The organism is Prochlorococcus sp. MIT 0701 (assembly GCF_000760295.1).
Classification (GTDB): domain Bacteria; phylum Cyanobacteriota; class Cyanobacteriia; order PCC-6307; family Cyanobiaceae; genus Prochlorococcus.
The window spans coordinates 1-18,131 of the sequence record NZ_JNBA01000027.1 but is presented as its reverse complement, the minus strand read 5'-3'; the positions used below and the strand labels follow the sequence as shown (position 1 = coordinate 18,131).

The following is an 18,131-nucleotide window of genomic DNA, read 5'->3' as shown; positions in this document are numbered from 1 at the left end:
AGCCTGTCACCGATGCTTGCCAGTGAGGCCAACAGTTGTTTGAAGCTATCAGTGGTAAGAGGCTCAGGGCTTTCCCCTGATTCAGGGCTGGGTTCAGATCCCTCCGCTGATGTGATCTCGTTGGACAAAGCTGAGTCTTGGTCGGCGGTTGGTTCAGGACTCACCCATTTCTTATTGCTTGCATTTGCTTTTGGCCGCACCCGTTCCATCAATCCCTTGAGGGTGCTGCCCAGGTTTGCGATAGAGGCTCCTAGTTGCTTGAGGCTGGTGGTCCATCGCTCCCGAGAAATCAGCCCTTGCTGATCATCCGCACTGAGTTGTTGCCAGCGGTTTTGGGCGACTTCCACCCCGAGCCTGCTCACGAGTAGTGCGCCACAGATCACTGCCAGCATTGGGGTCCCCTGCCAGCGGTCGCTGCTGGTGATCAGCCCCAGCCCCAGCATGAGCACCACAGCTCCCCACAGCCCGTCACGGGGGCGACTGAGTTCAGTGGCAAGCAGCGGTAGCAGGAGTACTGCCAGGCCGAGCAGGAGAGAGAACTCCCCGAGGAGGGTGGCCAGCATCTTTGGCACAACGGTGTAGGCCCATTCTGGAGTGGTGTTTAGAGTTCAGTACGTGCCCATCTGGCGGAATTGGTAGACGCGCTGGTTTTAGGTACCAGTGGCTTAGGTCGTGGGGGTTCAAGTCCCCCGGTGGGCATCCTTTTTAAAGCCCTTGGTTTGATCAGGGGGTATGTTTCCATTTCATGACTCAGGTACTCTCCAACCCGGATCCTGTTGAGGCTGAAGCCAGCTCCAAGTCGGCTTCTCAACAGCTAACGGTGCCGAAGGAGTACCTCGATCCGCCTTCCCCTTGGAATCCCACGGTGGGATTGTTCCTGGGCGGTTATGGCTTGGCGGCTCTAACGATTTGGCAGTGGTGTTTTGGTGATTGGCCTTTACAAGTTCTGGTGGCGTTGGCGTTCTTCGCCTTGCATATGGAAGGCACGGTGATTCATGACGCTTGTCATAAGGCGGCTCATCCGAATCCTTGGATTAATCAGGCCATGGGTCATGGTTCAGCAATTTTACTGGGCTTTAGTTTTCCTGTGTTCACAAGAGTGCACCTTCAGCATCACTCACATGTGAATGATCCCAACAATGATCCGGATCACATTGTTAGCACTTTTGGCCCGCTTTGGTTGATTGCGCCGCGGTTTTTCTATCATGAATATTTCTTTTTTCAACGACGTTTATGGCGTCGCTTTGAGCTGATGCAGTGGGGACTTGAGCGAGGTTTTTTTGTTTCAATTGTGATTGCTGGTCTTCATTTTGACTTCATGAATTTTGTTTATAATTGTTGGTTTGGCCCTGCCTTAATGGTTGGGGTCACCCTGGGCCTTTTCTTTGACTATTTGCCCCATCGTCCCTTTACTGCACGGGACCGTTGGCATAACGCCAGAGTATATCCAAGCAGGATGATGAATTGGTTAATTATGGGTCAGAATTATCATCTTGTTCATCATTTATGGCCGTCTATTCCCTGGTTTGAGTATAAGCCGGCCTACGAAGCAACAAAACCTCTATTGGATGCCAGGGGATCACCTCAGCGACTCGGATTTTTTGAAAGTAGAGCCGATGGGTTTAATTTTCTCTATGACATCGTTTTGGGCGTCCGTAGCCACACAGCACGTCGTAGCAAGATGCGTCCACTAGCCAAATTGATACCCAGCCGCCGCTGGCGGCGACGCTGGATTGCTTTGTTGCATCGCACTGCTGTCTTGCCAGAACCCAAGAAGCGTTGATTATTCGGCCAAAATCTTTGGCACTCTGAAGAAGTCGCCTTCGCGTTGAGGGGCAAGATCTAGCAGTTCTTCGCGTACTGGAGTCGCAGACACCTCGTCAGTACGCGTCACATTCACCACTTCTACTGCTCGAGTGGTGGGCTTTACGTTCGCGGTGTCAATTTCTTCAAGCTGGGCCACGTAAGCAAGGATTTTCTCTAGCTGCTCTGTATAGGTCGCGATCTGATCATCTGGCAGGTCTAGGCGAGCTAGCTGGGCCACTTTGCGTACGTCTTTGGCGGTGATCTTGCTCATGCTGCGGTAAGGAAGCTTGTTAGATCTTCGCTCAACGCGGTAGCCGCTGTCTCTAGCAATGAGGCACCATGCTCTGGCTTAGCGAGGTAGGGGTTTGAGCCCATGCGGCCATCCGGATGCCGTCGGCGGAAATCCTCCGGGCCGTGGATTGGTCCTGCAGGGGCTGGCTCCGGTAGAGGCCGTTGTTTGCTGAGCAGACTGGGTTCTATGTGCAAGGTGAGAGCAATTTCGCTGGGAGTGGCGTGCTGGCCTTCTTGATCGCCATATAACTCTCTGGCTGCGCGAAAGACAGAGCCCGCCATAAACCAGTTGGCCAGTTTGCATCGCAGTTTGGATGCCACGGGAAGGTCGTTGCTGATTGCGCTGCTGTAGGCCTGGGCAAAGGCGGCCTTAGTGGTGGCGATATTGCCGCCATGCCCGTTGATCACAAAGATCCGCTCGAAGCCATGGTTGGCAAGGGATATCACGAGATCGTGGATCAATGCGAGCAGAGTGGCGGGTTTTAAGCTCATCGTTCCGGCGAAACCGAGATGGTGTTCAGCCATCCCGAAGGCTTGGGTCGGTGTGACAAGCACCCCTGTGCGACGGCCGACTTCAAGAGCTACTGCTTCAGCCGTGAGTGCATCGGTGCCAATCGCGCCAGTGGGTCCATGTTGTTCGGTGGATCCAATTGGCAGGATCACGCCCTGGCAATGGTTCAGATAGTCGTCCACTTCTGGCCAGCTACGCAGGGCTAGGCGAATGGAGTCGACGCTGCTGACGGCGCCGGGCAGGGTGAAGGACATGATGGGGAGGGATGCTTTGACGAGGGATTATTAGGTGCTGCTGTTGAACCAATGGTCTTGTTGTCGCAACCTTGGGTTCTGAACAACAGCATGGCGGCCACGAAAGAAATGTGTAGCTAAATCAGAGGACGCTTTAGTTCCTGATGCTTTTCAAGCTGCCTGTAGGGCGTAAAAATTTCGGCTCAGTTGTTCAAGGAAGCGGATCGATCAGAGATCCAATCTTTGGATGAAGGTGTTGGCGATATTAATCAACGGTAAGAGAGGGAATAAGAGCTCTCCTCGCAGATTGTGAAGTCATGGACTCTGTCGGCAGTTGATGGCTATAGAGCGTTTGCCTTAATTGGTTCACTTTTATGATGGGGTTTTCTCTTGCAATGGTGATGCATGAGTTCTTGATTGGAATGGTTCGTTCCAGGCTTATTTGCCATGCTGGGGCCTGTTGCTTGTGGTTTTAGTTGAATATTTAAGGACAATTCTTTTGAATCTAATTCAGATCTCTGCAGCAGTGAACTCAGATTTTGAGCTGATAGTGAACATGTGAATTTATTATATAAGGGCTAGTCTCTGAGCTTAGAAGGCTTACATGAGAGGTGTTTTCGTTTATAGTATTGACCGTGTTCTTGACCTGTCTTTGACCTATCTTTCATCCTTGCTGGCTAAGAGGGTTTATGCTTTTGCTGCCATTGGTGCAATGATTGTGCCTCAATATGCACGAGCTGAAAATCTTACATTTAAACTGATTAACGGAGATGTGGTCAGTGGCGAGTACTTGCCAGAAGAAAGTAGCAATAAGGTGAAAGTCCTTCTTAGTCCTTATTTTGGTCGCATTGAGATTGATACCTCTTTCATTAAACCAGAGCCCACTCCATCGCGATGGCTCAGCTCGGTTGATGTTGGCATTGATGGATCGAATACGGGAGATGATTTGTCATTTGGCTATTCTCTTTCGGCGTCCACTCGTTTCAAGGGAACGGATCATGAGTTGAATGCTTCAGCGAGCTTTGACTTTGATAAGAGTGTAGATACTGAAAGTGTGTCAACGATTGATACGAATCAAGGCGCATTCTCTATTCGCTATGACAGAACTTTACCTTCTCCCAAATGGAGTACATATGCCTCCACAGATTACACTTACAATGCTCTCAATGATGTTGGCGTTAACACGAATGTTTTTTCAGTTGGTGTTGGCTATAAGGTTTTAGATAATAAGAAATTATCTCTGAGAGTCTCTTTAGGCCCTTCTCTGATCTGGTTTGATGGTGGCTCTGGTTGCAGCACAGGTGATTACGTTTCGGATGGAATTGCATTGGAAAAATATTGCGGTGAGATCATTCCATCTGGAACAATAGGGGCTGCCATAGAATGGGATGTGAATGAGCAATTTCGCCTGTCAATTAATGATCAGTTGACAGGATCATTCGTCAATGGCATGGCGGCAGGAAATGATTTGAGTGGTACGCTAAAGTTTTTCCCTTCCAAAAACTCTAAATTTTATATGTCTTTAGTGGCTCGACTAATTTATAGTGCTCTTCATTCACCTGATATTAATAATACATTTAATTTTAAACTCGGCACAGAGTTTTAATTCTTCTAGAAGAAACAGAAGCAAGAAGAAACGGGTCTCACCAGGGCAACAGCAACTCCCATTTGCATTTGATGTTCGGCTCAATCAAATTCCAGAAGACTGGCATCAGGTTGCGGTGAGATTTAGACGGGCAAATGGCATCCGTGATGGTGATAGGGAGCGAAGTATTTGGCAGTTGCGTTGAGGAGATATAAGTAGATGTAAGGCTAAAGAATGCGGAGGCTTTATTTGCTCTGCCTTGTATTTTTTGTGGATGGATTAGGCGGTTGGATGGGTGAAAGCTATGACTATTTTGTTGTCAGTGGTGCCAGGTATTGAAGGCTGATTGACGCGTTACTTACCCCGCATATGTTGGGCATACCCCGGACACCCCGGCCTCGTTTTATAGGTTGAAGGCGCGTTGCACATCCCAAAGGCGCGTTTCTCCAATGCAGATAGGTTATGTTGGCAACCAACCCCGACCCGCCCGCGCGTACAAATACCTAGCACACTCGCCAGCCCGCCGGAACCAGCCACGCTTTCCAGCTCCTTTTCAGAAAGCTCTGATTGAGCGTTCCCAAAGTCATCAGCAGAGATGCTAAAGCCAGCCTCTTTCGCAATCGCTAGAACTGCGTCTGAATCAGCAGCTGCCTTTAGCTTCTCCTGAAGGCTGGTGTCACCTTTGACCTTCTCCAGGAAGGCTTTGAGTTGCTCTTCTGACATCTGAGCGAAAGGGCTTCGTTCATTTCATTGTCTCTTGTGCAAGCAGCGTTGTTCAGACTTCGGTGAAGAAGGTTGTCGCTCCAGCCACGCCCATAGCCACTCAGCACATCGTCAAGGATTTCCCAGCACTACCTCAATCCTTCTTCTGGCGTCCTGCAGAAGTTGTTGGACCTGACCTCATCGGCTGCCGGTTGGTGAAACGCCAAGCGGATGGAAGCCTGCTTTGGGCGTTATCTCGGACGTATCGCCATCACGCCAAAGGAGCAGCCAAGTGCCACTGGGGCTCAAGGATGCTGAAGCGATTGGTTCAGAGCAGCAGGAGCAACAGAAGCAAGAAGAAACGGGTCTCACCAGGGCAACAGCAACTCCCATTTGCATTTGATGTTCGGCTCAATCAAATCCCAGAGGAGTGGCATCAGGTGGCGCTGAGATTTAGACGAGCCAATGGCATCCGTGATGGTGATAGGGAGCGAAGGTTTTGGCAGTTGCGTTGAGGGGATATGAATAGATGTAGGACTAAAGAAAGCTGAGGCTTTGTTTGCTCTGCCTTGTATTTTTTGTGGATGGATTAGACGACTAGATGGGTGAAAGCTATGACTATTTTGTTGTCAGTGGTGCCAGGTATCGGATGCTGATTGATGGTGGGTATGGGGTAATTAAAGCAATAAAAAACCCCTGTCACTGCAGGGGCAATGGGGGTGAGTAAGCTTTTCATCATTTTTATACATACAGTTCTCTTATTGTGTTAGTCCTGTCTTTTCTTGTCACAAAGTATAACCAGAAAGAGCTAACTAGCTAACTAGCTAACCGGATCCCCGCTCCTCCAAAGTTCCCAGTTGCACCCGCTAACTCTCCCACTTCCCCGTTTTCTTATTATATTCTCCAATCCCATCCCCAGTTGCACTCTCCCACTTTATTCTCCCTCGCCTACGCCATATCTCCATTCTCTGCTCATAATAAGCTTGCTCATAACACACCGAGTCTCTGCAGCTTCCATTAATAAAAACAAATTTTCTGTCTGAAAGACAGCCACGCCTTCCAGCTCCCAGCCACGCCTTCCAGCTCTTCTTCTGAAAGTTGTTCTTCTGAAAGTTCGGATTGAGCTTGGTTAATTTCATCAGCAGAAATAATAAACCCAGCCTCTTTCGCAATCGCAAGAACTGCATCAAAATTAGCAGCTGCTTTCAGCTTCTCCTGAAGGCTGGTGTCAGCTTTGACTTTTTCAAGGAATGCTTTGAGTTGCTCTTCTGACATCAGGGAAAGAATGTAGATAATTCAATTGTCCTTCCTCCAAGCAGCGTTGTCAGACTTGGGTGAAGAAGGTTGTTGCTCCAGCCACCCCCATAGCCACCCAGCACATCACCAAGGATTTCCCAGCTCTGCCTCAATCCTTCTTCTGCCGCCCTGCAGAGGTGGTGGGCCCCGAATTGATTGGCTGCCGCTTGGTGAAACGCCAAGCCGATGAAAGCTTGCTCTGGGGTGTGATTGTGGAAACGGAGGCGTATTCCCAGGCAGAGCCCGCCTGCCACGGCTATCGCCGCCGCTCACCGCAAAACGAAACGCTGTTTGGTGAGCCTGGGCGGTTCTATGTGTATGTGAGTTATGGCATTCACCACTGCGTGAATGTGGTTACGGATCGCTCTGAATGGGCTAATGGTGTTTTGTTGAGGGCGATTGCACTTCCGGATGAACCGGAACGCGTCGCTGCGGGTCCCGCTTTATTGGCGCGTCGTTTTGGTTTGGATCGCTCCGATGACAGAAGAGCCGTCACAGGAGAGAATGACCTGTGGCTGGCACCTAGGCCGGCTGATTTCGGTACGCCAACGATTGTGAGCACAACCAGGATCGGTATCTCTCAAGGACAAGACATTCCTTGGCGTTGGTATCTCAAGAACTGTCGCAGCATTAGTCGCCGTGCCAAGGGAGATCGCACTCCGCCTTTGCAACAAGCCTGGGCTCCTGTTGCCAATGATGGCCAATGAGCGGTTGGTCCCATCGACACATCCTTGATCTGGCCAGCTTCTCCCTTGAGGATTACAGCTCTGTTCTGGAGCTAGCGCATCGCTTCCGCTCCATGCCTGTCACGGGTGCGCGCAAGTTGCCGGCGTTGCAGGGGCGTTTGGTGGCAACGTTGTTTTTTGAGCCCAGTACTCGCACCCGAAGCAGCTTTGAGTTGGCGGCGCGGCGTCTTTCGGCTGATGTGCAGAGTTTTACTCCAGCGAGCAGTTCACTCAGTAAGGGAGAGACTTTGCTTGATACAGCGCGCACCTATGTAGCCATGGGCGCTGATGTGCTGGTGGTGCGTCATAGCTCGACCAGTGTTCCCGAACAGCTTGCTTGTGCTTTAGATCGTTCAGGCGAACGCACGGCTGTGCTCAATGGTGGCGATGGGTTGCATAGCCATCCCAGCCAGGGATTGCTTGATCTCTATACACTTGCCCATCATTTTGATCCGGATCACCCTCTGCCTGAAGCTCTTCAGGACAAGCGGATCGTGATCGTTGGAGACGTTCTCCATTCACGTGTGGCGCGTTCCAACCTTTGGGCACTCACTGCCTGCGGTGCAGATGTTGTGTTGTGTGGTCCGCCGAGCCTGGTTCCTCAAGATTTTGTTGCTTTTGTCGAGGCGCCACCTCCTGGTCAGGCCCATGACCCGGTTCAACATCGTGGTTGTGTGGAGGTGGTGCGAACCCTTGAGGAGGCTTTGCCTGGTGCGGATGCGGTGATGACTTTGAGGTTGCAGAAGGAAAGGATGCATCAGCATTTGCTTACTGATCTAAACCGCTTTCATCGTGATTATGGGCTCACCCACGAGCGCCTCAAGTTATGCGGGAAGCCTGTACCTCTGCTCCATCCTGGGCCTGTGAACAGAGGGGTTGAGTTGGGTGGATCATTACTGGATGATCACTCCATCAGCCTTGTCGAAGAGCAGGTGCGCAATGGCATTCCTATCCGTATGGCCTTGCTTTATTTGATGGCAGCTGTTGATTCTTCCCCAGATCCTTCCTTAGCAGCCATTGGCTGAGAAGCTATGCCTGCGATCTGAGTGCTGTAGTACTTCATGGCGGCTTGTAGTGCTGCGTCCGGTGCTGCGATTGAGGGGCCTAAACCAGGCTGCATTGGGAAATGAGCATCTGGGGCATCAATGTCGATGTGCTGGCTGGGCATTCCCGTGAGCAGCATCGATGAGCGTTGTTGAGACACCACGGCTACTAACCATTTAAAAAGCAGCGTGATGCGGTTCTCTGGGTTGGGCATGAAGGCCAAGTGGGCAAGAGCCCAGCACATCCAGCCAATCCCTCCTGAGAATTTGAAGCCACGCAGATCTGCCACCGCTGCTACACGATCAAGAACCGCCATGCTGCCGAAATCAAACCAGTTGAATGTTGGCCGGGATGACCCGCTCACTAGTGCAGCGATGTCTTTGCCTACAAATCCGCCGGCTTGCGTAGCTGGGCCGGCCATGCCAGGTAGGGGTGTCTGATTGGTTGTGTGCCGATAGGAGCAGAGGTCTCCAACGACTCGGATTTCGGGATGGCCGGCAACGGAAAAGTCTGGTTCCACAACGATTCGCCCCCCCTTGTCGAGTTCACAACCGATCGAGTCGGCCAAATTGCGGCCAAGGTGCGAAGGACGCACGCCAGCTGTCCAGATCACGGTTGCGGCCTGAAGATACTGATCACCATTCGGGGTGCTAATCATTACCTCGCCGGGTTGCATGGACTGCACCCTGCCTTTGAAAATCATTTCTACACCGAGTGATTCGAGAGTCGTGCGGGCTGATTTCGACAACATTTCAGGCATGGCGCGCAGCACCCTTTCGCCAGGATCAACCAAGTAGATCTTGGTTTGGTCCGGATTGAGTTGTTTGAATTCACGGCGCATGGCATTGCGCATTAACTCAGATACGGCTCCTGCCATCTCGCAGCCAGTGGGCCCTGCACCCACAATCACGACGCTCTGTAGGAATTGACGGGCGTTGGGGTCGGGTGTTTGTTCGGCCTGCTCCATCGCCATCAGGAGTCGACGCCGGATTTCTTCGGCGTGCTCAAGGATTTTCATCGGTGGAGCAAAGCTGCGCCATTCCTCATGCCCGAAGTAGGTGCTGCCAGAGCCGGTAGCGAGCACGAGGTAGTCGTAACTCAAGCTTTTGTTATTGAAAACGATCTGTTTGTCTTGCGGATTGAGCTGGGTGACTTCACCGAGCAGAACTTGCACATTGAATTGCCTGCCAACCAATTGGCGTAGGGGGGTGGCCACATCTCCTTTGGAGACAAGGCCTGTAGCGACTTGGTAGAGGAGGGGTTGGAAGAGGTTGAAATTTCTTTTGTCGATCAGAGTGACGCGCACCTCTGTATTGGCGAGAGCTTTGCAAGCACGCACTCCTGCAAACCCACCGCCAATAATCACAACATGGGGTGCACGGCGTAGGCGTTCTTCTGGTGGCTCTAATTCGAGGAAGAAGTGGTCTTTGCCCATGCTCCCTCTGAGGATGGTGTTGCTTGAAGGATATGGAGCATGTTGGCAATTTCCTTTGAGGTCATGCTTCTCACTTAGATCACAACAACTTGAAGCCTTCTAGGAGCAGGCCGTAAAGCAGACCAATCCTTGCCATGTCTAATAATTGGCGTGCCAGAACGGCCCGTTTGGGAGCAGGCCACTGGCGCCGTAATCGCACCATCACTTCCCAAATCACGACAGTGAGAAGGGCTCCGATGGGGTCCATGAGGTCTAACGCGCCACTGATCGTTCCAACCGAGCTGCCTAACAGAAAGGTTATTAATAAAACGATCACAAACAATGAGCTTCTCCGCCATGGGTTCACAGCCCAAAATTCCAGTCGCTCTCCTGCTTGACCAACACTGCGTTGAAAGCGAGTGAACTGAAGCTGTTGGGGCATAAGTAAAAACTGGCAGGGTTGGACTGAGTTGAACCCCCCATCACCCAGCCTGGAATCCTGCCAGACCCTTTTGCAACACTTGTGGCCTATGTGTCTTCATTCTCTCCAATAGTTAGTGGATTTGAATAAAAAAGCTTGCTAGGCAGAGTTTGGCAAGTGATCTGGGCGATTAACTGGCTTCGGCTTTGGCTTTACGCGATGACTTGCCTTCGAGTAGCTCAAGCAGAGCCTCCATCTGTGCCATCACTCCACGCACCTCACCTGCTTCGGGGAGAAGGCCATCTTCCATGACTCCTTGGTGCATTTCTCGTAGCTCTTGGCGGATGTAGCGAAGATGACTCACCACCTGTTCACGTTTTGATTGCGACATTGAGGACCAGATCCTTCTTCACTCTCTTTTAACGCATGGACTGTCAAAGAGTGCTTGCGCCCGCATGTCAGATTTCCTGCAAGGGCAATTAAGGCAAATGTGAGTAGGGCTGAAGGACGTGTTATCACGGTCATCATGACAAGACCTGCCAGTCCAATCAGGATCTGATGTTTGTGCTTACGGATACTTCGAAGAGGAAACTCCATGGCCTTAGGACTTGTCTAAGCGGATTTGCATATGACAAGCCTCTCTATAGCAATCGATCTCGTTGAGACCTGAATGGAGAATAGGGGATTCGAACCCCTGACCTCTGCGGTGCGATCACAGCGCTCTACCAACTGAGCTAATTCCCCAGCGGCAGGAACCTAGCGTCCAGGCAGAATGAAGCTGCTCCTTGCTTGAGCAAACTCCATGCGGAACTCCAAGGTGCTTTCCATGGATATTGCTGGTGCGATTACTCCAGAACGTCTTGAGGCCTTTGATGATGAGGCAACTGCGGTCCTCGCTAGGCGTCTTGAAGATGACGATTACCCCACGCCCTTTGCCGGGTTGGGCGATTGGCATCTATTGAGGGCTTTGGCGATTCATCGCCCTGAGCTGACAGCTCCATACGTGCATCTGATCGATCAGGAACCCTTCGATGAAGATTGAGGCGGCACGCCCTCTTATGGGTCGCCGTCTGCTTGTAGCAGTCACTGGCAGTATCGCGGCTGTTAAAACACCATTGCTGGTGAGTGCTCTGATCAAGGCCGGCGCTGAGGTGCGTTGTCTTGTGACGCCTAGTGCTGCTCGTCTAGTCAGCCCTGTTGCTCTGGCCAGTCTTAGTAGGCATCGCTGCTACCAGGATGAGGATCAATGGAATTCGAGCGAGCCTCATCCTTTACATGTGGCCCTGGCTGAATGGGCTGAGCTTGTCATTGTGGCTCCTTTAAGTGCAACGAGTCTTGCCCGCTGGACGCAGGGGCTTGCAGAGGGGCTTCTGGCAAGTTTGTTGCTGGCCTGTGAACGGCCGGTGCTTGCAGCGGCAGCAATGAACACTGCCATGTGGTCCAACCCTGCCGTGAGGCGGAACTGGCAAGAGTTGCAGACTGATCCACGAGTGCTGCCATTGGCACCTGAATCTGGGCTGCTGGCCTGTGATCGGATCGGGGATGGCCGCATGGTCGATCCGAAGTTGATTGAGCTGGCTGCGGTGAGTGGGCTTTTGCAGGCTGATGAGACGGGCAGGCTGCAACGCGATTGGCAAGGGAGAAGGTTGTTGGTGACCGCTGGATCGACAGTGGAGGTTTTGGATCCAGCCAGGCTGTTGATCAATCGCAGCAGCGGCCGCATGGGGGTGTTGCTGGCGCAGGCAGCGCGGCTACGGGGTGCCCAGGTGGATTTGGTGCATGGTCCTTTGAAACTGCCTGTTGCTTGGTTGGAGGGGTTGGCGGCCTATCCAGTGACCAGCGCAGATGAGATGCAGGACATGCTGGCGCAGCTGCAGTCCAAAGCAGATGCAGTGGCGATGGCGGCGGCGGTTGCGGACGTACGTCGGGTTAACCGTGCTCAGACGGAGAAACTTTCGAAGGATTGTTTGCTTCAGTCTTTTGGTCAGGGCTGGGAGCAAGTCCCTGACCTTCTAGCCGAGCTCGTTTTAAGGCGACCAGTTGGTCAGGTTCTGCTTGGTTTTGCTGCACTAACTGGTAATGAAGCTCAGATTCAGCAGCTTGGTGAGGAAAAGCGTCTTCGCAAAGGCTGTGATCTGCTGATGGCGAATCCGATTGATCGCCCTGGTCAGGGTTTTGAGGAGGATTTCAATGGTGGTTGGTTGCTTGCTGCCGGTGGCAGCGTCCGTTCTTTACCTGTTACGTCCAAGCTGGCATTGGCGCATCAGTTGCTGGATGCCATTTTGGAGGTTCAGGTGGTGATTTCGACGCCATCTTGACCAAGTAGATCGATGAAAGTGCGCAGTTGCAGCCTTGGGATATATGGCCAGCCTCCGCTTTTCTCCATGGTTCGAAGCAGGGTGTAAAGGTCTTGACGGTCTTCCGGCAAGCTTTGGCGAAAGGGACCTTCCTGGATATCGCGATGGATCGTTTCAATCTCCCGCAGTAATGCCAGCAGGGTCTCTGCCTGTTTGAGCTCATTGGCCACCTCTCGTAGTTCAGCCATCAGTGGGGCTATACGGCCTTTTATGGCGTCTTCGTTATGGGTGGTCACTGAGCTCGGTAAGCGACGGGTTGTTGAGAGGTGCAAGAGGCTAGCCGTAACGCCTATTTGTGCCCTGTAGGATCCAAACGATCATTTTGGGCGGTTCATCCCGCAGTTATCTGGCCTTTCGGCTTCTTCCCATGCTGTTTCGTCCTTTGCTGGCCCTGGTGCTGGCTTTCTGTCTCACCTTTGTAGCTGCCCCAAGCAGTGTCTCCGCCGCAATCACAGATGGCGCGGGCAATAGCGATTTCGTTGTTGGCAATGAACGCTCTAATGCACGTTTTGGCAACATCGTTAATACCGGTAGAGCAAACGATTGCCCAACCATCGCCGCTGGTTCAAGTGGATCCATCAGCATTGGTTCTGGCGATACTCTCAGCGACATCTGCTTGCAACCCACTGAGGTGTTTGTGAAGGTTTCGCCTACAAAGCGTAAAAAAGCTGATTTCGCTAAAACAAAGATCATCAGCCCATCCAATAACACCACAATTGAGCAGGTTTTCGGAGACATTTCTGGTTCTGGCTCCTTCTCTGAAAAAGGTGGTATTGATTTTTCGCTAATCACCGTTCTCGCTCCTAATGGTGAGGAAGTGCCTTTTGTCTTCTCCGCTAAAGACATGCAGGTGGATTCAAACAGTTCTTCAATCTCGGTTGGTACTGAGTTCAAAGGCACAACAAGGACACCTAGTTACCGCACTAGTAACTTCCTTGATCCCAAAAGTCGTGCTTTGACTACAGGTGTTGACTATGCCCAAGGCCTCGTTGCATTGGGTGGTGATGACAAGGATCTCCAGACTGAAAACGTCAAGCGCTATATCGATGACAAGGGTCAAATCACCCTCTCAGTCGATAGTGTTGACGCTGGCTCTAATGAATTTGCTGGCACCTTCGTCGCACTCCAGTCTGCTGATACAGATATGGGTTCTAAGGAAGCTCGTGATCTCAAGATCTCTGGGGTCCTCTATGGCCGCAAGGGCTGATTAGAACACTTCTCATCGTTCCCCAAGTCCAATCAACTGAATACTTTTTCAAGGGGGCCTAAGGGCCCCTTTTTTTTTGAGCATGGTTTAGTCGGGCCTGGTCTTAGCTGATAAGAACCATCCGTCTGGGAGAATCTCCCGGCATCCCAAGGCTTGTCATGATTGCCAGTCCCTCTGCATCTGCCCAGTCTCCCGGCGTGATCGCTCCCTATGGAGGGAAACTGGTGGATTTGATGGTGGCTACTGATCAGCAGGAAGCTGTCAAGGCAAGTGCAAACCATGTGTTGGAGTGCTCCGATCGCAATGCTTGCGACCTGGAGTTGCTTGTCGTTGGAGGCTTTTCGCCTGAGCGGGGCTTTATGCATCAGGGTGACTATGACGCTGTTGTTTCAGGCCATCGCACTCTTTCCGGCTATCTTTTCGGCCTGCCAATCGTGATGGATACCGATCGAGAGGATGTAGCGATCGGTGATCGGGTGTTGCTGAGTTACAAGGGTCAGGATTTGGCAGTTCTTCAAGTAGAGGACAAATGGGAGCCCGACAAGGTGGTGGAAGCCAAAGGTTGCTATGGCACCACCTCCCTGGAACATCCCGCTGTGCGCATGATTGCCACTGAACGCAAGCGCTTTTATCTCGGGGGCACCTTGCAGGGTTTGGAGTTGCCTAAGCGTATTTTCCCTTGCAAGAGCCCTGCTCAGGTTCGGGCGGAACTTCCTGCTGGGGAGGACGTTGTTGCCTTTCAGTGTCGCAATCCCATTCATCGCGCTCACTACGAGTTGTTTACGAGGGCCTTGCATGCCAGCAATGTGAGCGAGAACGCTGTTGTGCTAGTGCATCCCACCTGTGGACCAACTCAGCAGGATGATATCCCTGGCGAAGTACGTTTTCAGACCTATGAGCGGTTGGCTGCTGAGGTAGATAATCCCCGCATTCGCTGGGCCTATCTTCCCTATGCCATGCATATGGCAGGTCCTCGCGAAGCCCTGCAACACATGATTATTCGCCGCAATTATGGATGTACCCATTTCATCATCGGTCGTGATATGGCCGGATGTAAGTCCTCCCTTAGCGGCGATGACTTCTATGGCCCTTACGACGCGCAGAACTTTGCACAGGAATGTGCAGTAGAGCTAGCAATGGAAACGGTCCCCTCGTTGAATCTTGTTTTCACTGAAGAGGAGGGCTACGTCACTGCCGAGCATGCCGAGGCTCGTGGATTACATGTCAAGAAGCTCAGCGGTACGCAGTTTCGCAAGATGTTGAGAAGTGGCGAGGAGATCCCTGAGTGGTTCGCCTTCCGTAGCGTGGTTGAGGTGCTGCGAGCCACGTGATTCCCTAAGCCCGAATAACATTCTTTCATTACAGGCAGGAGAATCTTGGATAAACGCTGGCGCAACGTAGGTCTTTACGTTCTTCTGGTGGTCGTGGTTGTCGTGGTCGGCACGGCCTTCCTCGGCAAACCTGGCACGACTGAGCGGGAGACTCTCCGCTACAGCGAATTCGTTGAAGCAGTTCAGGACAACCAAGTGAGTCGGGTGCTGATTTCCCCCGACCAGGCCACCGCTCAGGTTGTTGAAAGCGATGGTCGACGCGCGGATGTCAACCTTGCCCCTGACAAGGACCTTTTGAAGTTGTTAACGGATCACAACGTTGATATTGCTGTTCAACCAACCCGCCAGGCAGGTGCTTGGCAACAGGCCGCCGGAAGTTTGATTTTTCCCTTGTTGTTATTGGGCGGACTTTTCTTTCTCTTCCGACGTTCTCAGAGTGGTGGCGGTGGTGGCAACCCTGCCATGAATTTTGGCAAGAGCAAGGCCAGAGTTCAGATGGAGCCGTCCACTCAGGTCACCTTTAGTGATGTTGCTGGGATCGAAGGGGCAAAGCTTGAACTTACCGAAGTCGTTGACTTTCTCAAAAACCCAGATCGATTTACTGCTGTTGGCGCAAAAATCCCCAAAGGAGTTCTGCTTGTAGGCCCTCCCGGAACTGGCAAAACACTGCTTGCCAAAGCAGTGGCTGGTGAAGCGGCGGTGCCGTTCTTCTCGATTTCAGGCTCGGAGTTTGTCGAGATGTTTGTTGGGGTTGGTGCCAGTCGAGTCCGTGACCTATTTGAGCAGGCCAAGAAGAACGCTCCTTGCATTGTTTTCATTGATGAAATTGATGCGGTGGGTCGGCAGCGGGGGGCTGGCCTTGGCGGTGGCAACGATGAGCGTGAGCAGACTCTTAACCAGCTGCTGACTGAAATGGATGGTTTCGAGGGCAATACCGGCATCATCATCGTGGCGGCCACCAATCGGCCTGATGTGCTCGATTCGGCGTTGCTGCGCCCTGGTCGATTTGACCGACAGGTTGTTGTGGAGCGCCCTGATTACACCGGTCGCCTGCAGATTCTCAATGTGCATGCCCGCGATAAGACCCTGTCCAAGGATGTTGATCTCGACAAAGTGGCGCGGCGCACACCAGGCTTCACAGGGGCTGATCTTGCCAACTTGCTCAATGAAGCGGCAATCCTCGCAGCGCGTCGTGAGCTCACAGAAGTGAGCAATGACGAGATTAGCGACGCCATTGAGCGGGTCATGGCTGGTCCTGAGAAGAAGGATCGTGTCATGAGTGAACGGCGTAAGCAACTGGTTGCTTATCACGAGTCTGGTCATGCCCTGGTAGGAGCCCTTATGCCTGATTACGACTCGGTGCAGAAGATTTCCATCATTCCTCGTGGTCAGGCTGGTGGTCTCACATTCTTCACCCCGAGTGAGGAGCGGATGGAGTCGGGCCTCTATTCCAGGGCTTATTTGCAGAACCAGATGGCTGTTGCTCTGGGTGGTCGAGTTGCAGAAGAAATCGTCTACGGCGAAGACGAGGTGACCACTGGTGCATCAAATGACCTTCAACAGGTCGCTCAGGTTGCCAGGCAGATGGTCACGAGGTTCGGGATGAGCGACAAGCTTGGTCCGGTCGCCTTGGGGCGGTCTCAGGGAGGGATGTTTCTTGGCCGTGACATCGCCTCTGAACGCGATTTCTCTGAAGACACTGCAGCGATTATCGATGCAGAGGTCTCTGATCTTGTTGATGTGGCTTACAAGCGTGCCACCAAAGTATTGATCGAGAATCGTTCTGTTCTTGATGAGTTGGCTGATTTGCTTGTAGAGAAGGAAACTGTTGATGCTCAGGATTTGCAGGAATTGTTGATCCGACGCGATGTAAGGGTTGCCGAATACGTCTGAGCGCTCTGGTGATTGCCTCTGGCTTGATAGGCAAGAGGTCTTGATAGCCTCACTACGGGCCCAGCCTTTGGTTGTGGTATTGCGTAGCGAGCACGACGATCTTGAGGGATCTAGCTCCAGAGCTTCTTTGTTTGCGGTTTTCGAGCAGTTGCATCTTCTCGGAGTTCGGCATGTGGAGCTGGCCTGGTCTCCTCATCCTGGTTGGATGTCTTTGATGAAGGAGGTGCAGAAGTGCTTTGCAGGGCTCTGCCTGGGAGCAGCCTCTATTAGCTGTCCAGAAGCCTTGCAGTCTGTGGCAGAGCTAGGCCTTGCTTATGCCATGACTTCATATTGGGATCCCGACCTTCATCAGAAGGCGCGGGAAATGCATCAGCTCCTTGTGCCTGGGGTGTTTACTCCTACTGAGATTCAGCAGGCTTATCGTTGTGGATGCCGGCTCGTTAAGTTGTTCCCTGCATCAGTTTTGGGGGTTGATTACTGGCGTCAGTTGGCTGGACCGATGGACTCTTTGCCCTTTGTGATTGCCGCTGGTGGGCTTACGGTTCAAGACTTCATCCCCTGGCTTAATGCGGGGTATGACGCTGTTGCTCTTGGGCGTGGGCTGGTTCAACAGGGGCAGCTTGACCCTGCATTGCAGGCTTATTTGAAGCCTCCAGCAACGACAGCCTAACTTCGACTATTTGTTGACATTTGATCGAGATGCTACATATAAGATAGCTATTTATTCTTCAATGTCTCAGCTAACCATCAAGCTAAGCGTTAAAGCCGATGCTCTTATCGCACAGCTTCAGAAGGAGATCTTTAATCGTCGCCGTAAGAAGGTGAGTGCAGCTGGGGTAGTGGAAACCTTGGTTGAAAGCGGTGCCAAGTCTCAGTCGGATAAGCGTTTTGCGACCTCCTGGACCAATTTGATCAAGGACATCGAAAAGGCTGCCAAGCTCGCCAATACCCATGGCAGCAAGCCTTCTAATCTCACTGCTGATGAGTGGGCCATGGTGCTAACTCATCGCAGTCGCGGTCCAGGTAAATCAACGAGTAAGACTCCTGCAAAGAAGGGGCCTGCTGGAAAGTCTGCAGGGAAATCCAGTACGACTAATGCTTCGGCTACTAAAGCCCCCGCAAGGAAGGCTTCGACTACCAAAGCCCCTGCGAAGAAAGCCTCTGCTACTAAAGCCCCCGCAAGGAAGGCTTCGACTACCAAAGCCTCTGCTGCTAAAGCCCCCGCGAAGAAAGCCTCTGCTGCTAAAGCTCCCGCGAAGAAAGCCTCTGCTGTTAAAGCCCCCGCGAAGAAAACCTCTGCTGCCAAAGCTTCCGC

Annotated in this window: 20 protein-coding genes, 2 tRNA genes and 1 pseudogene; 12 read left to right on the top strand and 11 right to left on the bottom strand. The window is 52.1% G+C overall.

The genetic code is table 11. The features are described from left to right. Nucleotides 1–617 precede the first annotated feature (617 nt). Nucleotides 618–699, top strand: a tRNA-Leu gene (locus EV12_RS06350). Between the two features lie 46 nt (nucleotides 700–745). Continuing rightward, entirely contained in the window at nucleotides 746–1,783 is a 1,038-nt protein-coding gene (gene crtR, locus EV12_RS06345; protein ID WP_036913503.1) for a beta-carotene hydroxylase, read from the top strand. Here crtR and gatC read toward each other — a convergent pair whose 3' ends face one another. After that, entirely contained in the window at nucleotides 1,784–2,077 is a 294-nt protein-coding gene (gatC, locus tag EV12_RS06340; protein WP_036913500.1) for an Asp-tRNA(Asn)/Glu-tRNA(Gln) amidotransferase subunit GatC, read from the bottom strand. It lies immediately after the preceding gene. After that, complete coding sequence (locus EV12_RS06335; protein WP_036913497.1) at nucleotides 2,074–2,862, bottom strand: creatininase family protein; 789 nt, start codon at nucleotides 2,860–2,862, stop codon at nucleotides 2,074–2,076. Before EV12_RS06335 ends, gatC begins: the two co-directional genes overlap by 4 nt. A 583-nt stretch (nucleotides 2,863–3,445) precedes the next feature. Between EV12_RS06335 and EV12_RS06330 the strand changes: the two genes are divergently transcribed. Next, nucleotides 3,446–4,447, top strand: coding sequence for a DUF481 domain-containing protein (locus tag EV12_RS06330; RefSeq protein ID WP_036913495.1), 1,002 nt, complete (start codon nucleotides 3,446–3,448; stop codon nucleotides 4,445–4,447). A 501-nt stretch (nucleotides 4,448–4,948) separates the two neighbouring features. On the opposite strand, the pseudogene EV12_RS14635 reads toward EV12_RS06330, so the two are convergent. After that, nucleotides 4,949–5,149: pseudogene (locus EV12_RS14635) on the bottom strand (Nif11-like leader peptide family natural product precursor); the annotation flags it as partial. Between the two features lie 62 nt (nucleotides 5,150–5,211). Here EV12_RS14635 and EV12_RS06320 point away from each other — a divergent pair. Next, nucleotides 5,212–5,643 carry a hypothetical protein gene (locus tag EV12_RS06320; RefSeq protein WP_152562353.1) on the top strand — a complete coding sequence of 144 codons (432 nt, stop codon included), beginning with the start codon at nucleotides 5,212–5,214 and terminating at the stop codon, nucleotides 5,641–5,643. Nucleotides 5,644–6,145: 502 nt separating this feature from the next. On the opposite strand, the gene EV12_RS06315 is transcribed toward EV12_RS06320, so the two are convergent. Continuing rightward, entirely contained in the window at nucleotides 6,146–6,403 is a 258-nt protein-coding gene (locus EV12_RS06315) for a Nif11-like leader peptide family natural product precursor (RefSeq protein ID WP_052039525.1), read from the bottom strand. Nucleotides 6,404–6,462: 59 nt separating this feature from the next. Between EV12_RS06315 and EV12_RS06310 the strand changes: the two genes are divergently transcribed. Then, nucleotides 6,463–7,131 carry a DNA-3-methyladenine glycosylase gene (locus EV12_RS06310; RefSeq protein WP_081939902.1) on the top strand — a complete coding sequence of 223 codons (669 nt, stop codon included), beginning with the start codon at nucleotides 6,463–6,465 and terminating at the stop codon, nucleotides 7,129–7,131. Next, on the top strand, nucleotides 7,128–8,174 hold the full coding sequence (locus EV12_RS06305) for an aspartate carbamoyltransferase catalytic subunit (RefSeq protein ID WP_036913492.1): 1,047 nt from the start codon (nucleotides 7,128–7,130) through the stop codon (nucleotides 8,172–8,174). The genes EV12_RS06310 and EV12_RS06305 overlap by 4 nt, the downstream gene beginning before the upstream one ends. On the opposite strand, the gene EV12_RS06300 is transcribed toward EV12_RS06305, so the two are convergent. The 4 genes from EV12_RS06300 to EV12_RS06285 form a co-directional block, all read right to left on the bottom strand. Continuing rightward, complete coding sequence (locus tag EV12_RS06300) at nucleotides 8,117–9,628, bottom strand: NAD(P)/FAD-dependent oxidoreductase (RefSeq protein ID WP_036913490.1); 1,512 nt, start codon at nucleotides 9,626–9,628, stop codon at nucleotides 8,117–8,119. The genes EV12_RS06305 and EV12_RS06300 overlap by 58 nt on opposite strands. Nucleotides 9,629–9,707: 79 nt before the next feature. Further along, entirely contained in the window at nucleotides 9,708–10,049 is a 342-nt protein-coding gene (locus EV12_RS06295; protein ID WP_011826981.1) for a DUF565 domain-containing protein, read from the bottom strand. A gap of 169 nt (nucleotides 10,050–10,218) precedes the next feature. Beyond that, nucleotides 10,219–10,419 carry a hypothetical protein gene (locus tag EV12_RS06290; protein ID WP_011131171.1) on the bottom strand — a complete coding sequence of 67 codons (201 nt, stop codon included), beginning with the start codon at nucleotides 10,417–10,419 and terminating at the stop codon, nucleotides 10,219–10,221. 280 nt (nucleotides 10,420–10,699) lie between these two features. Beyond that, nucleotides 10,700–10,772: transfer RNA gene (locus tag EV12_RS06285), tRNA-Ala, on the bottom strand. Nucleotides 10,773–10,830: 58 nt separating this feature from the next. Here EV12_RS06285 and isiD point away from each other — a divergent pair. After that, entirely contained in the window at nucleotides 10,831–11,070 is a 240-nt protein-coding gene (gene isiD / locus EV12_RS06280; RefSeq protein WP_036913487.1) for a protein IsiD, read from the top strand. Next, nucleotides 11,060–12,346 (top strand): bifunctional phosphopantothenoylcysteine decarboxylase/phosphopantothenate--cysteine ligase CoaBC, encoded by a 1,287-nt coding sequence (coaBC, locus tag EV12_RS06275; RefSeq protein WP_036913484.1) that lies wholly within the window; start codon nucleotides 11,060–11,062, stop codon nucleotides 12,344–12,346. The genes isiD and coaBC overlap by 11 nt, the downstream gene beginning before the upstream one ends. Here coaBC and EV12_RS06270 read toward each other — a convergent pair. Further along, nucleotides 12,319–12,621, bottom strand: a complete 303-nt coding sequence (locus EV12_RS06270) for a hypothetical protein (protein WP_036931186.1) — start codon at nucleotides 12,619–12,621, stop codon at nucleotides 12,319–12,321. The genes coaBC and EV12_RS06270 overlap by 28 nt on opposite strands. 131 nt (nucleotides 12,622–12,752) lie before the next feature. Here EV12_RS06270 and psbO point away from each other — a divergent pair, with 131 nt between their 5' ends. The 4 genes from psbO (at nucleotide 12,753) to EV12_RS06250 (ending at nucleotide 17,486) form a co-directional block, all read left to right on the top strand. Then, entirely contained in the window at nucleotides 12,753–13,592 is an 840-nt protein-coding gene (gene psbO / locus EV12_RS06265) for a photosystem II manganese-stabilizing polypeptide (protein WP_036913864.1), read from the top strand. Between the two features lie 158 nt (nucleotides 13,593–13,750). After that, the gene (gene sat / locus EV12_RS06260; protein ID WP_036913478.1) at nucleotides 13,751–14,923 is read left to right on the top strand and encodes a sulfate adenylyltransferase; all 1,173 of its coding nucleotides are present in this window, start codon (nucleotides 13,751–13,753) and stop codon (nucleotides 14,921–14,923) included. Between the two features lie 45 nt (nucleotides 14,924–14,968). Beyond that, on the top strand, nucleotides 14,969–16,816 hold the full coding sequence (gene ftsH3, locus EV12_RS06255) for an ATP-dependent zinc metalloprotease FtsH3 (protein ID WP_036913475.1): 1,848 nt from the start codon (nucleotides 14,969–14,971) through the stop codon (nucleotides 16,814–16,816). Then, nucleotides 16,800–17,486, top strand: a complete 687-nt coding sequence (locus tag EV12_RS06250) for a bifunctional 4-hydroxy-2-oxoglutarate aldolase/2-dehydro-3-deoxy-phosphogluconate aldolase (protein ID WP_036913472.1) — start codon at nucleotides 16,800–16,802, stop codon at nucleotides 17,484–17,486. The genes ftsH3 and EV12_RS06250 overlap by 17 nt, the downstream gene beginning before the upstream one ends. 82 nt (nucleotides 17,487–17,568) lie before the next feature. Here EV12_RS06250 and EV12_RS14905 read toward each other — a convergent pair whose 3' ends face one another. Beyond that, nucleotides 17,569–17,769 (bottom strand): hypothetical protein, encoded by a 201-nt coding sequence (locus tag EV12_RS14905; protein WP_052039613.1) that lies wholly within the window; start codon nucleotides 17,767–17,769, stop codon nucleotides 17,569–17,571. 50 nt (nucleotides 17,770–17,819) lie between these two features. Then, the coding region (locus EV12_RS14900; protein ID WP_193742168.1) for a hypothetical protein at nucleotides 17,820–18,131 on the bottom strand (312 nt) is incomplete at its 5' end.

Excerpts from the sequence above, each read along its gene's own strand:
- isiD (WP_036913487.1), top strand. The coding sequence starts at position 10,831 with ATGCGGAACTCCAAGGTGCTTTCCATGGATATTGCTGGTGCGATTACT.
- EV12_RS06290 (WP_011131171.1), bottom strand. The coding sequence starts at position 10,419 with ATGTCGCAATCAAAACGTGAACAGGTGGTGAGTCATCTTCGCTACATC.
- EV12_RS06315 (WP_052039525.1), bottom strand. The coding sequence starts at position 6,403 with ATGTCAGAAGAGCAACTCAAAGCATTCCTTGAAAAAGTCAAAGCTGAC.
- crtR (WP_036913503.1), top strand. The coding sequence starts at position 746 with ATGACTCAGGTACTCTCCAACCCGGATCCTGTTGAGGCTGAAGCCAGC.
- EV12_RS06300 (WP_036913490.1), bottom strand. The coding sequence starts at position 9,628 with ATGGGCAAAGACCACTTCTTCCTCGAATTAGAGCCACCAGAAGAACGC.
- EV12_RS06330 (WP_036913495.1), top strand. The coding sequence starts at position 3,446 with ATGAGAGGTGTTTTCGTTTATAGTATTGACCGTGTTCTTGACCTGTCT.
- EV12_RS06295 (WP_011826981.1), bottom strand. The coding sequence starts at position 10,049 with ATGCCCCAACAGCTTCAGTTCACTCGCTTTCAACGCAGTGTTGGTCAA.
- psbO (WP_036913864.1), top strand. The coding sequence starts at position 12,753 with ATGCTGTTTCGTCCTTTGCTGGCCCTGGTGCTGGCTTTCTGTCTCACC.
- EV12_RS06335 (WP_036913497.1), bottom strand. The coding sequence starts at position 2,862 with ATGTCCTTCACCCTGCCCGGCGCCGTCAGCAGCGTCGACTCCATTCGC.
- EV12_RS06305 (WP_036913492.1), top strand. The coding sequence starts at position 7,128 with ATGAGCGGTTGGTCCCATCGACACATCCTTGATCTGGCCAGCTTCTCC.
- EV12_RS14905 (WP_052039613.1), bottom strand. The coding sequence starts at position 17,769 with ATGGGTATTGGCGAGCTTGGCAGCCTTTTCGATGTCCTTGATCAAATT.
- gatC (WP_036913500.1), bottom strand. The coding sequence starts at position 2,077 with ATGAGCAAGATCACCGCCAAAGACGTACGCAAAGTGGCCCAGCTAGCT.
- sat (WP_036913478.1), top strand. The coding sequence starts at position 13,751 with ATGATTGCCAGTCCCTCTGCATCTGCCCAGTCTCCCGGCGTGATCGCT.
- coaBC (WP_036913484.1), top strand. The coding sequence starts at position 11,060 with ATGAAGATTGAGGCGGCACGCCCTCTTATGGGTCGCCGTCTGCTTGTA.